At 59.5% G+C, this 15,390-nt stretch carries 12 protein-coding genes; 10 read left to right on the top strand and 2 right to left on the bottom strand.

Annotation, left to right across the window (positions count from 1 at the left end; translation table 11 throughout):
- The first annotated feature begins 38 nt into the window (after window positions 1–38).
- The 8 genes from dusB (at window position 39) to dnaE (ending at window position 10,138) form a co-directional block, all read left to right on the top strand.
- Window positions 39–1,235, top strand: coding sequence for a tRNA dihydrouridine synthase DusB (gene dusB, locus G1C95_RS05885; RefSeq protein WP_335341415.1), 1,197 nt, complete (start codon window positions 39–41; stop codon window positions 1,233–1,235).
- Between the two features lie 100 nt (window positions 1,236–1,335).
- A complete protein-coding gene (gene ftsZ / locus G1C95_RS05880; RefSeq protein WP_169172039.1) occupies window positions 1,336–2,574 on the top strand; it encodes a cell division protein FtsZ in 1,239 nt (412 codons plus the stop codon).
- Between the two features lie 12 nt (window positions 2,575–2,586).
- Complete coding sequence (locus G1C95_RS05875) at window positions 2,587–3,069, top strand: cell division protein SepF (protein ID WP_169172038.1); 483 nt, start codon at window positions 2,587–2,589, stop codon at window positions 3,067–3,069.
- A 131-nt stretch (window positions 3,070–3,200) separates the two neighbouring features.
- Entirely contained in the window at window positions 3,201–3,503 is a 303-nt protein-coding gene (locus tag G1C95_RS05870; RefSeq protein WP_169172037.1) for a YggT family protein, read from the top strand.
- Between the two features lie 151 nt (window positions 3,504–3,654).
- On the top strand, window positions 3,655–5,016 hold the full coding sequence (locus G1C95_RS05865; protein ID WP_169172036.1) for a DivIVA domain-containing protein: 1,362 nt from the start codon (window positions 3,655–3,657) through the stop codon (window positions 5,014–5,016).
- Window positions 5,017–5,037: 21 nt separating this feature from the next.
- On the top strand, window positions 5,038–5,586 hold the full coding sequence (gene lspA, locus G1C95_RS05860; protein ID WP_169172035.1) for a signal peptidase II: 549 nt from the start codon (window positions 5,038–5,040) through the stop codon (window positions 5,584–5,586).
- A complete protein-coding gene (locus tag G1C95_RS05855; RefSeq protein WP_169172034.1) occupies window positions 5,583–6,563 on the top strand; it encodes an RluA family pseudouridine synthase in 981 nt (326 codons plus the stop codon). Before lspA ends, G1C95_RS05855 begins: the two co-directional genes overlap by 4 nt.
- A gap of 23 nt (window positions 6,564–6,586) precedes the next feature.
- Complete coding sequence (gene dnaE / locus G1C95_RS05850) at window positions 6,587–10,138, top strand: DNA polymerase III subunit alpha (protein WP_169172033.1); 3,552 nt, start codon at window positions 6,587–6,589, stop codon at window positions 10,136–10,138.
- A gap of 113 nt (window positions 10,139–10,251) precedes the next feature.
- On the opposite strand, the gene G1C95_RS05845 is transcribed toward dnaE, so the two are convergent.
- Complete coding sequence (locus G1C95_RS05845; protein WP_169172032.1) at window positions 10,252–11,073, bottom strand: ABC transporter ATP-binding protein; 822 nt, start codon at window positions 11,071–11,073, stop codon at window positions 10,252–10,254.
- 12 nt (window positions 11,074–11,085) lie between these two features.
- Entirely contained in the window at window positions 11,086–12,918 is a 1,833-nt protein-coding gene (locus G1C95_RS05840) for an ABC transporter permease (protein ID WP_169172031.1), read from the bottom strand.
- Between the two features lie 257 nt (window positions 12,919–13,175).
- On the opposite strand from G1C95_RS05840, the gene G1C95_RS05835 reads away from it, so the two are divergent.
- Complete coding sequence (locus G1C95_RS05835; RefSeq protein WP_169172030.1) at window positions 13,176–14,057, top strand: aldo/keto reductase; 882 nt, start codon at window positions 13,176–13,178, stop codon at window positions 14,055–14,057.
- A gap of 62 nt (window positions 14,058–14,119) precedes the next feature.
- On the top strand, window positions 14,120–15,343 hold the full coding sequence (locus G1C95_RS05830; RefSeq protein WP_169172029.1) for an MFS transporter: 1,224 nt from the start codon (window positions 14,120–14,122) through the stop codon (window positions 15,341–15,343).
- The last annotated feature ends 47 nt before the right edge of the window (window positions 15,344–15,390 follow it).

The raw sequence follows: 15,390 nt of genomic DNA, 5'->3' as shown, positions 1-15,390 counted from the left end.
CAGCCGAAACTGTTATTGACGAGCGCGGCGACTCCCTTGTGGGGGAGGATCCGCGCTCGCCGCGTTCCATTGAGCCCGATCAGGTGCCGCATATGGCACCGGTGCAGCTGGGCTCGATTACTGTGCCGACGCCGGTGGTGTTGTCGCCGATGGCGGGAGTGACCAATTGGCCTTTTCGTGTGATCTGCGAGGAATACGGTCCAGACGGCCTGTATGTCGCCGAAATGATCACCGCCCGTGCATTGGTGGCCCGAAACCCCAAGGCCCTGCGCTTGTGTCATTTTGCCCCCAGCGAGAAGATCCGCTCGTTGCAGTTGTATGGCGTAAACCCCTCGATCACCGAGCAGGCCGCCAAAATCGTGGTGGATGAGGGCATGGCTGATCATGTCGATCTGAACTTCGGCTGCCCGGTACCCAAAGTCACCCGTCGTGGCGGTGGCTCCGCCCTGCCATGGAAAACCGACATTTTCACCGAACTGATCTCCCGCGTGGTCAAGGTGTGCGATGCTGCAAGCATTCCGGTCACCGCAAAAATCAGGGTCGGCATCGACCACAACCATGAAACCTTCCTCGAAGCCGGACATATCGCCCAAGAAGAGGGTTGCAAGGCTGTGACCCTGCACGCGCGCACCACTGCGGAATACTATGGCGGTCACTCCGACTGGTCGCGTATCGGCGAGCTTAAAGCCTCGCTCGATATCCCGGTATTTGGCAACGGTGATATCTGGGGTGCCGAGGATGCGCTTGCCATGGTGCGGCAAACCGGTTGCGATGGCGTGGCCGTCGGCCGTGGGTGCCAGGGCCGACCGTGGCTGTTCGCCAATATCAAGAATGCCTTCGAAGGCAATCCTGAGCGCATCAACCCGAATCTTGGCGAGGTGTGCCGCATCATCCGCCGGCATGCCGAACTGCTGACCGAGTTCTATGAGGGTGATGAGCGCATGGCAGTGCACGACCTGCGCAAGCATATCGCCTGGTACCTGAAGGGGTTCCCGGTGGGCGGATCCACGCGTAAAGCCTTCATGGAATGCGAGAATATGGCCGATTTGGAGCGTGAGATGGGCAACCTCGATCCCAGTATCGAATACCCGCCTCGCGTAATCGACAAGCCTCGCGGTCGCGTGCGCTTTGCAAAGAAAGTGCACCTTCCCTATGGGTGGCTCGACGCTCGCACCACCACCCATGAGGAGCGCGAGACACTGTTCGGCGATGACCCGATGGACGCGAGTTACTAAAATTGCGCAAAACACGCACGTAACCAGATGGAAAATTGACCCAAAGAGTAGCCGTATTGCGCTAGTCTAAGGTGTAACCGTGAAGTGACAGGAGCCTAACGTGAGCGAGATCGCCCAGACTGAGTTCAACGACAAGACTAATATCAAGGTCGTCGGCGTCGGTGGAGCCGGCGGCAACGCCGTCAACCGTATGATTGCCGAAGGGCTACAGAACGTTGAATTTGTGGCGGTCAACACCGATGCGAAGGATTTGCTACGTTCCGACGCTGATGTGAAGATCTCCCTGTCCGACGCCTCCAGCCGTGGCCTCGGCGCAGGCGCAGATCCGGAGAAGGGCGCGAAGGCCGCACAGGATCACCAGTCGGACATCGAGGAATCCCTCAAGGGTTCCGACATGGTGTTCGTCACCTGTGGTGAAGGCGGTGGCACTGGTACCGGTGCCAGCCCCATTGTTGCGCGTGCCGCCCACCAGCAGGGTGCACTGACCATCGCCGTGGTCACCCGTCCGTTCAGCTTCGAAGGCCCGCAGCGCGCCGCCTCCGCAGAATACGGCATTGATAACCTGCGCAAGGAAGTCGACGCCCTTATCGTCATTCCCAACGATCGCCTGCTGGAGCTTTCTGATCGCTCCATCGGCATCATCGAAGCGTTCAAAACCGCTGATACCGCACTGCTCGCCGGTGTGCAGGGCATCACCGATCTGATTTCGATGAATTCCTACATCCATGTGGATTTCTCTGACGTCAACTCCATTCTGCGTGGTGCCGGCACCGCACTGTTCGGCATCGGTTCGGCGCGGGGTGAAGACCGCGCCACCCAGGCCGCCGAAATCGCCATCAGCTCGCCTCTGCTGGAAGAGAGCATCGAAGGTGCCCATGGTGCGCTGATCAACATCGCTGGCCCCACCGACCTGAAGCTGCAGGAAGCCTCCGCCGCCACCGAACTGGTGCGCAAGGCCATTCACCCTGAAGCGCAGATTATTTGGGGCCTGGCACTGGATGACGCCTATGGCGACGAAGTGCGCGTCACCGTGATTGCTGCAGGATTCGACCGCACCTCCATGCCCGATCCGGAAACGCCCGTCCAGTCCATACCTGTGACGCAAACGCCCGCTCCGGCAGCGGCACCGGCTACGCCCGCAACTCCCGCCGCCCCTGCAACTCCTCAAGCGGCTCCGCAGGCAGCACCTGCCGTGCAGCAGCCGTTGACCGGTGCGCAGCCTGCCTATGCTCCGGCGACCCCCGCCTCCCCGCTGCAGTTTGGTGCCACCGGTGAACAGGCCCCCATTTCCGTCAACGATCCCGCCGGCGATCTCGACATTCCCGACTTCCTGCGCTGAAAGGACTGATGTATGGCTGGGTTCATGAAGAACGCGATGTCGTATCTGGGCATGAGCGATGTGGCGGATGACGACGAGTACTTCGAGGAAGACGAAGAACAGCAGCAGCAACCTGCGGCTAAGACGAGCAGTTTTGACGCTGACCATACCGTCACCCCGATGCCGCAGCAGACCTCCACGTCCTCGTCCAAGACCACGCCGTTCGCCGCAGGTCGCGTGAACCGCATCACCACCATTCACCCCAAGTCCTATGAGGACGCCCAGCTGGTGGGTCGTGCCTTGCGCGACGGAGTGCCGGTGGTGCTCAACCTGACCGGTGTATCCGAGGCAATCGCCTACCGCATCGTCGACTTCTCCGCCGGCGTGGTATTCGGCGTGCGTGGCTCTCTGGAACGCGTCACCCCGCGTGTGTTTCTCCTGAGCCCTGCGCAGGTGAACATCAAGGTCGAAGAGCCGGTGAGTAAGTCGCCTACGCACGATCTGTTCGCGGACTAAGCAGGCTTAAACGGACTGTTATAGTCCCCAAAATCATCCTATGCATATTCAGCCGACTGTCAGCAGGCAGTCGGCTGACGCATATCTCGCCCCAAGCGAATTGTTCACGAGCACTTGTTAGGCTGGAGGCCATGCTTTCGTTTCTATTCGCCATGATTGGCCGTATTCTCGCATGGGCGATTAATGTTTATATCACTGTATTATTCGTGCGCATGATCCTCGATTGGATTTCGATTCTGGCGCGCAACTGGTATCCGCGCGGCGTGGTGGCGCAGCTCATCGACGTGGTGTATTCCATCACCGAACCCCCGCTGCGTTGGCTGCGTCGATATATTCGTCCGCTCCCATTGGGCGGAATGTATTTGGATGTAAGCTTCATTGTGCTGTATTTCGCATTGATTGTGTTGGAAACCGTTGTAATGATTGTGTTCTGATTATCGCCGGCAGTCGCAACTGACGGAATATATACTCATCTGCACCCGAAGTTTTGCGGCTGAAGGGCCAAGTTACACTGGGGTCGTGCTAGCATCGTGAAGTGATACCAACGTAAGCGAGGGCAACAACCCCAAAGCGAGGTGTAGATTTATGGCTCTGTTGACGCCGAAGGATATTAGGGAGCATACCTTCCAGACCGTTCGATTTAAGGAAGGTTATGATGTCGACGAGGTTGACGACTTCCTCGACCAGGTCACGGAAACTGTGGAGGCGCTGGGACGCCAGGCTGTTGCCGGCGGTCAGGCCACCCAGACGCTGAGCCCGGATGTGGCGAATCTGAACGCCAAGATCTCCGACCTGAATGCCCAGGTGGAGCAGCTGCGTGCCGAGAACGAGACGCTGAAGAATGCCGCCGATCAGCAGTCCAGCGATGATCAGGCCGCTCAGGTGGCAGCCGCCAAGCTGAGCGAAGCTGAGGAATCCAACCGCGCACTCTCCAGCCAGAACGAGCAGCTCAAGGGCCAGGTCGACCAGCTCAACGCCCAGATCGACCAGCTGACCGCCCAGGCCGCTCAGGCTTCCGGCAACCAGGAAGCCGTCGGCCAGCAGATCGCCGCCATCCAGAAGGAGCGCGACCAGTTCCGCGCCGCCAACGAGGATCTGACCCGTCAGCTCGCTGCCGCCCAGCAGCAGGGTGCCGCTGCCGAGCAGCAGGCCGCCCAGATCGAAGACCTGACCCGTCAGCTTGAGGAATCCAAGCAGCGTGAGAACCAGCTGCGTGCCCAGGTCTCCAAGGTCGAGCCGAATACCGAGACCGGCTCGCTGCAGAAGATCGCCGGTGCTGCGGCCACCGCTGGTGCCGAACCCGAGCGCGCCACCGCCATGCTCACCCTGGCCATGCAGCTGCACGACCAGTACGTGGAGAAGGGCAAGACCAAGGCCAAGGAACTGACCGACGCCGCTCAGGCCAACTACACGGATACGGTTAACAAGGCCAACAACTACTCCGAGCGCACCCGCGCCGAAGCCGACAGCTATCGCGACCGCGTGCATTCCGATGCCGACAGCTATTCGCAGAATGTGCGTGCCGAAGCGGATGCCTACTCCGTCAAGACCCGTCAGGATGCGGACAACTACTCCAAGAACCAGCACACCGACGCCGACAACTATGTGGCTGAAGTGCAGCGTCGCGCCGCCGAGCACGAGCAGAAGGTCCACGATCAGGCCGATCAGTATTCGCAGAACGCTCGCAACGACGCCGACGTGTACTCCAAGAACACGCACGACGACGCCGATCAGTACTCTGCCAGCACTCGTTCCGCCGCCGACACCTACGCTCAGCAGGTGCGCGACAACCTGCAGGCCCAGTCCAAGGTCGTCGAAGGCAACATCCAGAGCCTCAAGCAGTTCGAGAGCGAATACCGTGCTCGCCTGACCGAGTTCCTCGGCCAGCTCATGGGCCAGGTGTCTGATTCGAACAACTACGACGACCAGACCTCCTCCAGCAAGTAAGCACAAGCGAGGATTGGTCCTATGATGAACCAACAGGGACGGCTGCGCACGCGCGTGGCCGTCTTTGCATGTGTGGCCGCAGCCGCTCTGATTATCGATCAGCTCACCAAGGCCTGGGCCATGGCCGCGTTGTCCAATGGCCAGACCATACGCGTGATTCCGGGATTGCTGTCGTTTACTTTGGTGCGTAACCCCGGTGCCTCGCTTGGGCTTGGATCCGGTGCCACATGGGTGATTAGTCTGCTTGCCATCGTGGCATGCGTGGTACTGGCAGTGTTGGGTGTGCGTACGATATCCACGAAATGGACGGTGGCGTTGGCTTTCGCCTTCGCAGGAGCGTTCGGCAATCTCATTGATCGCGTGATGTATGCCGACGGCTTTTTGAATGGCAAGGTCATTGACTTCCTGAATTACGGTTGGTCCGTGGGCAATGTTGCGGATATCTATCTGGTTGTTGCCGGCGTGGTGATTGTGGTGCTGATTGCTACCAGTGAACCGTTGACACGCAAGGATCTTCAAGAGCTCCGGGAGCGTGAGAACTCCGAAACGCAGGCGGGCGACGCTGCATGAGTCGTCGTATAGTTCCAGCCCCCGATGCTTTGGTGGGCAAGCGTTTCGATGTTGCCGTGGCCAAAATGCTGGGCCTGTCGCGTTCCAAAGCCGCTGACCTTATTGACAGCGGGCAGGCGCGTGTGCTAGGCCGTGATATGGCCCGCTCCAGCGCACTGCTGGCGGGGGAGAGCGTGGAATTCGATCTGATCGAAGAAACATCCGAACCCGAACCCATCGCCAGCGATATGGCAGTGGTGTATGAGGATGACGACATCGTCGTGGTCGATAAGCCGGTGGGTGTGGCCGCTCATGCCTCCATCGGCTGGAGTGGGCCCACGGTGCTCGGCTCTCTGCTTGATCGCGGTGTGCATATCACCTCCTATGGTGCGCCGGGGCGCGAAGGCATCGTCTCCAGGCTTGACGTGGGCACTTCGGGCCTGATGCTGGTATGCAAATCGGAACTGGCCTATGTCGAAATGCGTCGGCAGTTCGCCGAGCACGAGGTGCGCAAAACCTATCATGCGCTGGTGCAGGGCGGTCTGATACAGGATCGGGCCACCATCGAAGCGCCGATCGGGCGTGCCAAGGTATCCGACTTCCGTTTCTGCGTTACGCCTTCGGGCAAACCGGCAGTAACCCACTGGGATGTGCTGGAACGTTTCGGACGCGAGGCCACGTTGGCATCCGTGAACTTGGAAACCGGCCGCACCCACCAGATTCGCGTGCATTTCTCATCCATCGGGCACCCATTGTGCGGCGACCCGATGTATGGTGCTAATCCGCAATTGTCGGAAGCCTTGGGGCTGGAACGCCAGTGGCTGCATGCGATGAAGCTGGAGTTCCGCCACCCCAGAACCCATGTGTGGACCACCGTGGAATCCCAGTATCCTGCGGATTTGGCACATGCACTGAAGGTAATGCGCGCCCGTCACGCTGAGCGTGATGCCGAACCCGAGAGCGAACCTGACGTTGAGCTTGCCGTCGAGCCTGCCTAAGGGCGGGTGATATGGTGGAGACTATGGCTGATTCCGCAAACTTCGTCCACCTGCACAACCATACGCACTATTCCCTGCTCGACGGTGCCTCGAAGATTCCCGCATTGGCCAAACGTGCCGCGGAACTCGGCATGCCGGCCTGTGGCATCACGGATCATGGCAACATGCACGGTGCCTATGAGATGTACACCAACTGCGTGTCGGTCGGTGTCAAACCGATTATCGGCATCGAAGCCTATGTGACGCCGGAAACCGCGCGTGGGGACAAAAGCCGCGTGCACTGGGGTACCGAAGCACAACGTCGTGACGACGTGTCCGGCGGCGGTTTGATCACCCACTTGACCTTGTGGGCCGAAAACGACAAGGGTCTGGTCAACCTGCTCAAATCCAGCTCCCGCGCCAACCTTGAGGGCCGCGTGCAGCGCTATCCGCGTATGGATAAGGAGCTGCTGAGCGAATATTCCGAAGGCGTGATCTGTGGCTCCGGATGCCCGTCGGGCATCGTGCAGACCAGGCTTGCCTTGGGGCAGTTCGACGAAGCCCTGCGTGCGGCCGGCGAGCTGCAAGACATCTTCGGTAAAGACAACTTCTTCATCGAACTCATGGATCATGGCCTGACCATCGAAAGCCGTAACGTGCCCGGTCTGCTGGAGATTGCCAAGAAGCTCAACGCGCCGCTGTTGGCCACGAACGATTTGCATTACGTGCATGCCGAGGACGCCGGCGCGCAGGACGCCATGCTGTGCATCAACTCCGGTTCCCATCTGGACGACCCTGACCGCTTCAAATTCGACGGCACCGGCTACTTTTTGAAAACCGCCGAGGAGATGCGTGCGCTGTTCAAGGACTTCCCCGAAGCCTGCGACAATACGCTGGCCATCGCCGAACGATGCAATGTGATGTTCGACGATCACGAAGACGGCGCGTTCATGCCCAAGTTCCCCTGCCCCGAAGGTTGGGATGAGACCTCGCTGTTCCTTAAGAAGGTCGAGGAAGGTTTGGAGCGCCGCTATGACGGCAATCCGCCGCTGCACGTGCTGCAACAGGCTGACTACGAGTGCGGTGTGATTTGCCAGATGCAGTTCTGCGGCTACTTCCTGGTGGTGGCCGACTATATTCAGTGGGCCAAGGACCACGGCATCATGGTAGGCCCCGGCCGAGGCTCGGCTGCAGGAAGCATGGTGGCCTACGCCATGGGCATCACCGAACTCGATCCGCTTGAACACGGTCTGATCTTTGAAAGGTTTCTGAACCCGGAGCGCGTCTCGCTGCCCGATATCGACGTGGACTTCGACCCCGAAGGGCGCAGCCGCGTCATCGAATACTGCGGTGAAAAATACGGCACCGACAAGGTCGCCCAGTGCGTGATTTACGGCACCATCAAAACCAAGCAGGCGCTCAAAGACTCCGCCCGCATCATGGGCTACGAATTCTCCGTGGGCGATATGGTGACCAAAGCATTGCCGCCGAGCAAGAACGGCAAGGACGCCTCGCTTTCCGAAATCTTCGATCCGACCTCCAAACGATTCGCTGAGGCACGCGAATTCCGTGAACTCTATGAATCCAATCCGGACGCTAAGCGCATCACTGAGGAAGCCAAGGGTATCGAAGGTCTGATCCGCCAAACCGGTGTGCATGCCTGCGCCACCATCATGGGTTCTGCGCCAATCACCGACACTTCGCCGTTGCTGGAACGCACCGATGGCACCATTACCACCACCTTCGAATACCACACCTGCGAAACGCTGGGTTTGGTCAAGATGGACTTCCTTGGGCTTTCCAACTTGACGGTCATCCACGACACCCTGAAGAACATCGAGGCGAACGGCAAACCCGCCATCGACCACACTAAGATTCCGTTGGATGACGCCGAAACCTACAAACTGCTGGCCCGCGGCGATACGCTCGGCGTGTTCCAGCTCGATTCCGACGGCATGCGCGCACTGCTCAAAAGCTTGAAGCCCGATAACTTCAACGATATTTCGGCACTGATTGCACTGTATCGACCCGGCCCGATGGATATGGATTCGCATAACAACTATGCGAAGCGCAAAAACGGTCTGCAGAAGATCGAGCCGATTCACCCCGAGCTCGAAGAGCCGCTGAAGCAGGTGCTTGACGAAACCTACGGTCTGATCGTCTATCAGGAGCAGGTGCAGTCGGCCGCACGAATCCTGGCCGGCTATTCACTGGGCAAGGCTGATGTGTTGAGGCGCGCCATGGGTAAGAAGAAGCCCGAGGTGCTGGCCAAGGAGAAGATTCCGTTCTTCGCCGGCATGAAGGAGCATGGCTATTCGGAAGAAGCCGCCCAGGCCGTGTGGGACGTGCTCGTGCCGTTCTCCGGCTACGCCTTCAACAAGGCGCACTCCGCCGCCTATGGCCTGATTTCCTACTGGACCGCGTACCTCAAAACCCATTATCCAGTTGAGTTCATGGCGGCCCTGCTGCAGGGCACCAAAGACAACAAGGACAAAACAGCCTTGTATCTGGGCGAAGCGCGACGCATGGGCATTCAGGTGCTTTCGCCCGACGTCAACGAATCCGTGTACGAATACTCCGCAGTCGGCGACGTGGTGCGCTTCGGCTTGGGTGCCATCCGCAACGTCGGTGACAAGGCCGTGGCCGCCATCATCGAGGAACGCAACGGGCCGAGGGGCAAATTCGTCAATTTCATGGACTTTATTCGTCGCGTGCCTCTGGAAGCGTTGAACCGCCGATTGATCGAATCGCTGATCAAAGCCGGCGCGTTCGACTCCATCGACCCCAATCGTCGCGCACTGTTCACCGTGCACGAAGCGGCCATCGAATCGGTGGTGAGCCTGAAACGCAAGCAGGCGGAAGGCCAGTTCGACCTGTTCGCCGACGTGGATGACGGGGGAGCGGAGGCGATGGGCGACGCCCAGGTTTCCGTGCCTGACGTTGAGGAATGGGATAAGAAAACCAAGCTCAACTTCGAACGCGAAATGCTGGGTCTGTATGTGTCGGATCACCCGCTCTCCGGTATGCAGTCGGTGCTTGCCTCGCTGCGTGAAATGTCGATCGCGCATCTGATCGACCGCGCCAAAACTATGGGCGAAGGCCAGCAGGTCACGCTCGCCGGACTGGTGACCGGTGTGGATCGACGCGTTTCCAAAAAGGGCAATCCTTGGGCTATTGTGACCATCGAGGATATGGAAAGCTCGATTCAGTGCATGTTCTTCGGCAAAGTGTATGAGGCCGCTGCAGCCGATCTGACCATCGACTCCGTGGTGCAGATTCGCGGCCAGGTGGAGTTGCGCGACGAAACGGTGTCGCTGCGCGCCACGGAAATGCAGGTGCCCACTTTGGAGGCGGAGGATGAGCGGCCGTTGATTATCTCGCTGCCGCCCGTTGCGCTGGAGCGCTCGCGCATGATGCAGCTGGGGCAGGTACTGAGCAATCATCCCGGCTATTGCGAGGTGCGATTGGCGATTATGGATGAGAAAGGCAACGCTCAGGTGCTCACCTTCGGCGACCGCTTCCGTGTTAAGCGCGATACTTCGTTGTTCGCCGAAATCAAGATCCTGTTCGGGCCGAGCTGTTTGCCGGCTGCCTGACGGTGACGACCGGGTAGGCGGTGGCTGAGTAGAAGATGAACGGTTGGACGATGGCCGGGCGGCGGATCGTTGTGCCGCCCGGCCATCATCCAACCAGCCATCATGTAGCTGAGCTACTGTTGTGTGGCTGTTGTCGTGCGCTGCGACCAGCCGGGCTGTGCGGTTCGTGTGTTCGAGCGACGCAGCGGCTTGAGCTCAAACACCTCGTCGGACTGGTCGGCCACTGCTGGGCTGTGGGTCACGATGATCACGCACTTGCCCTCTCGGTGAGCCAGTTGGCGGAAAATCTCCATGATGTCATCCTGCGTGGCCATATCGAGGTTGCCGGTCGGCTCGTCGGCCAGGATGATGTTCGGCTCGTAGCTCAGCGCACGGGCGATGGCCACACGCTGCTGTTCGCCGCCTGACAGATGCAAAATGCGTTCGTTCGCATACTCTTCAGGCAAGCGCACCTTGGCCAGCAAGTCGACCACCAGCTCATGCTTGGGTCGATCGAATGTGCGGCCGGAGGCCTCCATCGACAACACGATATTCTCTTCCACCGTGAGTGCAGGCAGCAGGTTGAAGCTTTGGAAAATCACGCCGATGTCATGGCTGCGGAACCGGTATCGATCGGATTTCGCCAAATCCGAGCCTTGGTAGAGAATGCGGCCGCCGGTGGGCGAAGTCAGTCCGGACAACAGTGATAATACCGTGGTTTTGCCGGCGCCCGAAGGACCGGTGATGGAGATGACTTTGCCGGCATGGAAGTCGTGGCTCAGATTATTGACCACCTTTTTGCCGCCCCTGGTATAGGAATAGGAGACGTTGCACAGCTGCAGAATGGGCTGGGCATCGGCTGTTGCTGCAGTTGTTGCAGTGGTCGTTGTGGTGGTGGCCTTGGCGGACGTTTCGGAAGCTATCGTGTTTGTTTGGATTGCTGTGGTGTTGCTCATGGAATAGTCCTTTCAGGAACGGTCGGCGAGAATCTGCAGCGGCTCATAGCGGATAATCGCCACAATGCCGGCCAATGCGGAGATAAGCGTTAAGGCGAGCCCGATCAGTACCAATTGGCCAACCACGGTGAGATTGACGGTGGCGTCGATTTCGCTGACATAATCAACCGCCTGGCCGAAACCGGGGAAACCGCCCTGCTGGCCGTTGCCCTGCGGGCTGCCGGCAGCGTTTGTATCGGAGGAGCTGGAGTTGTCGGAAGCGTCGGAGCTGTCGGAACTATCAGAACTGTCGGAATCCGACTGCCCACCCTGCCCGGGAGCGCCAGGCATATCAGCGTTACGCCCGAACTGGGCCATCTGGTTCGAGGTTTCGGATTCCTGCGAGGAGACCTGCTGGGCAAGCAGCTGATTCGACACCGGCACGGAGGCCACCGCACCGCCGGCCACGCCAAGTGCGATGCCGATCATGGTGACAATCAGCAGCTCGAACACGAACTGGGCGGCCACCTTGGACTTCCTGATGCCGATGGCGGTGAGCACGCCCACCTCGTATTTGCGTTCACGTACGTTGAACAGATTGAGCACAATCAACACGACCGCGCCGACGGACAACACGATGATCAGCAGCGTGAGTGCGAAACTCGACAGATTATTCAACGGCACCAGGCTGGATTCGTATTCCTCCACGTCGGCCGACGATACGGTGTAGGTGTCGTCCAGACCGGCCGCCTTCACGTCGTCTGCGAAGGTTTCGTAGTCATCCTTGCTGGACAGTACGTAGGAATAGCTCAGCTGGGTAGTGGAGGCGGAGGTTTGTGCGGATGAGTCGCTGGAATCGCTGGAATCGCTGGAATCGTCGGTTGCGTCATCGCTTGCTGCGCTCTCAGTGTCGAGCCCCAGGGCCTTCAGCGTGCCCACGGAGGTGTAGATCGCATTGTCCGGGTCGGAGGAGGTGCCACCCATCGGGCCGCCCATACCGGTGTTGGATGAGGTGGTGTTCTTATAAATGCCCACAATGGTCAGCGTGTAGGTGGTGTCGTCGCTGGACAAATCGGCGACAGTGATGGTGTCGCCCACCTCAAGATCGTTGAAGCTGGCCAAAGCGCTGGGGATGATCACATCGCCCTCGGAATCCTCGTCATAGCCGAACACTTCGCCATCGGACATGGTGAAGGAGCCGTTCGTGGCATTCGCTACGGCGGTGTCGGAAGAGAAACCAACCAGTGAGAAATCACCGGAGGTCATGAATGAGGTACCTTGGTCGCCTCCCATGCCGCCGGGCATGGATGGCACATTGGAGGCATCAAAGGAATTTGCGGAATCGGACGAGCTGTCGGAATCGGAGGAATCATCAGAGTCATCGGAATCATCTGCGCCGCGATTGGTGGCTGACGTGCTGGATTCCACCGGCTGGAAGGCGTCGGTGGCATTCACCGCCGTGGTCTCGGTGTAATACGTGCTAACCGGCACACTGGAGGCGTCGGCGTAATCCTCGTACTCGTCAAGTGACAGCGAGTCTTGGTTCAATGCCTCGCGCATCGATTCGAAATCAGGAGCGGATGACGAGCCCTCGGATGCGCTGGAATCGGATGAATCATTGGAATCGGAGGAGTCATCGGTGTCAGAGGCCGGCATAGCCTGACCCATCATCGCTTCGCGATCCACGCCAATGGTGGCGGTTACGGTGGTCGAACTCAACCCCTCTTCGCGCGCGGTGTCGGCGGCATTGCGAATGGACAAACCGATGGTGGCCGCCGCCGCGATAATCGCGACGATAATAACGATCAGGATATTGCGCCCTTTGTTGCGGGTCACCGATCGCCAGGCGTTCTTGAGTATGAACATGATGAACTTTCTGGATTCGTAACTGTGTTTTTACGCTCTCAGCATGAAAGATGCACTTGGAAGGCACCTTTGCGCACTCTGGCAATGGCCCCACGGAAATCGTAAAAGCTAACGGCAAGCTTCCTGAAAAGTTGCTGGATGGGGATGAGAGCCGCATAGGAGCCATGGCAACTCAGTGACGGAAACCCCTCCGTCGTGCGCGCGACCACCTACAATGAACAGCGACAGGGCATAAGGTCCAAGGAAGGGAGCCCCACATGAACGAGGAACTGCGCTCGCCGGAGTTGACGCTGCACGACACATCCGCCACCACGATTCCGCAGGTTGGCTTCGGCACATTCCAGATTCCAGCCGATCGCACGCAGCAGGCCGTCGAACAGGCGTTGGAAATCGGCTACCGACATATCGACACCGCCGCTGCCTACTACAACGAAGAAGCCGTGGGTGCGGCCTTGAAAGCCACCGGCATGGCCGGCAAAGTATTCGTAGCCACCAAACTGCGCAACTGCGATCAGGGCTATGATCAGGCGCTGATCGCCTTCGAGGAATCCCGTCGCAAGCTCGGCGTTGACGTTATCGACATGTATCTGATCCACTGGCCGATGCCGCGCATCGACGCCTATCGCCAAACTTGGAAGGCCCTGCTCAAGCTGCGCGACGAAGGCGCGATCCATGTGGCCGGCGTCAGCAACTTCCTGCCCGAACATCTGGAGGCGCTGAAGCAGGATTCAGGCGAACTGCCCGCAGTCAATCAAATCGAACTGCATCCAAGCTACTCGCAGCCGGCGGTGCGCGAATACTGCGCAGCCAACGGCATCGCGGTGGAAGCGTGGAGCCCGCTCGGCCACGGCGGCGATATGAACGCCGAACCGGTGCTGGCCGCAGCGGCGGCGCACGGCGTGCCCCCGGCGCAGGTGGTGCTGCGCTGGCACACCCAGTCCGGGCGCATCATCATCCCCAAGTCAAGCCACAGCGAGCGTATGCGCGCGAACCTAGCCAGCGCGAGCTTCGACCTGACAGCCGAAGAACTCGCGGCCATCGACGCGTTGCACACCGAAGCCGGTCGTATCGGTGCCGACCCCGTGACCTACGTACAGTCCCAGTCCTGGGCTGATCAAAAGGCGCGCGGCAACGTCTGAGCTATTGAGACACCGTTCAATAGTGTCGTCTGGTCGGGTGCTTTCCTGATAGCCTAAGCGGTATGACACAGTCTCCCGCACCTGCTGCAGCGCCGAACTACAACCGTACGATGATCGCCTGTTTCGTGGGTTATATCACTCAGGCGGTGATCAATAACTATATGCCGTTGCTGTTCGTCACCTTCGCGGCGACGTTGGGCATCGATATGGCGCGACTGTCCGCGCTGATCACGGTGAATTTCGTCACGCAGCTGGTGGTGGATGTGCTGGCCGGACGGTTCGTGGATCGCATCGGCTACAAGCCCTGCATCATCGCGGCGCATATATCGGCTGCGGCGGGGCTGCTGGTGCTGGGATTGGTGCCCACGCATGTGCCCGACCCATACTGGGCCATTCTGGCTGCGATTCTGTTGTATGCCTTGGGCGGTGGATTGATCGAGGTGATGGTTTCTCCGATTGTGGAGGCCTGTCCCTCCGAGCACAAGGCCAAGGCGATGAGCCTGCTGCATTCGTTCTATTGCTGGGGGCAACTGGGCACTGTGGTGATTTCCACGCTGTTTTTGTGGGTGTTCGGTACGGGAACATGGCCGGTGTTGGCCTGTCTGTGGGCGATTGTGCCGTTGGCCGGCATTGTGATGTTCTGGAGCGCACCGATGCCACGCATCGTGCCCGAAGGCGTGGCGACGATGCGATTGGGTGATTTGGCGGCCAAGCCGGTGTTCTATCTCTTGTTCGTGATGATGCTGTGCGCGGGTGCGGCCGAACAAGGCATGAGCCAGTGGGCAAGCACCTTCGCGGAAACCGGACTCGGTGTGACCAAGGTGGTGGGCGATCTCGCCGGTCCAGCCGCGTTCGCGCTGATGATGGGCCTGTCGCGCACCATCTACGGCATGCTGGGGCACAAGCTCAATCTGCGGGCGTTCATTGCCGCAAGCTCGATACTGTGCGTGATCACCTATGTGACCGCAGCGTTGACGACTTCTCCGGTGCTGGGCTTGGTGGCCTGCGCGCTAACCGGTTTCTCGGTTGGCATCATGTGGCCCGGCACTTTCTCGCTGGCCGCGGATGCGATGCCAGGCGGCGGCACGCTGATGTTCGCCCTCTTCGCAGTGGCCGGCGACCTGGGCTGTGCCGGCGGCCCGGCTGTAGTCGGATTCATCGCCGCTGCCAACGGCAACAATCTCAAAGCCGGACTGCTCTTCGGCTCAATCTTCGCCATAATCCTACTAACCTGCGTCCTCATCGTGCGTCGTGCCAGCGTTGCCGAATTGCCTGCTCGCGACTGAATTCGTTCGCTGGAATTCACCGCGGTGTATGAGATGACAGCGAATGA

The sequence above is a fragment of the Bifidobacterium oedipodis genome, from assembly GCF_012932425.1.
In the GTDB taxonomy this organism is placed as follows: domain Bacteria; phylum Actinomycetota; class Actinomycetes; order Actinomycetales; family Bifidobacteriaceae; genus Bifidobacterium; species Bifidobacterium oedipodis.
The sequence above is the reverse complement of the archived record's forward strand: the minus strand, read 5'-3'. Positions and strand labels throughout refer to the sequence as shown.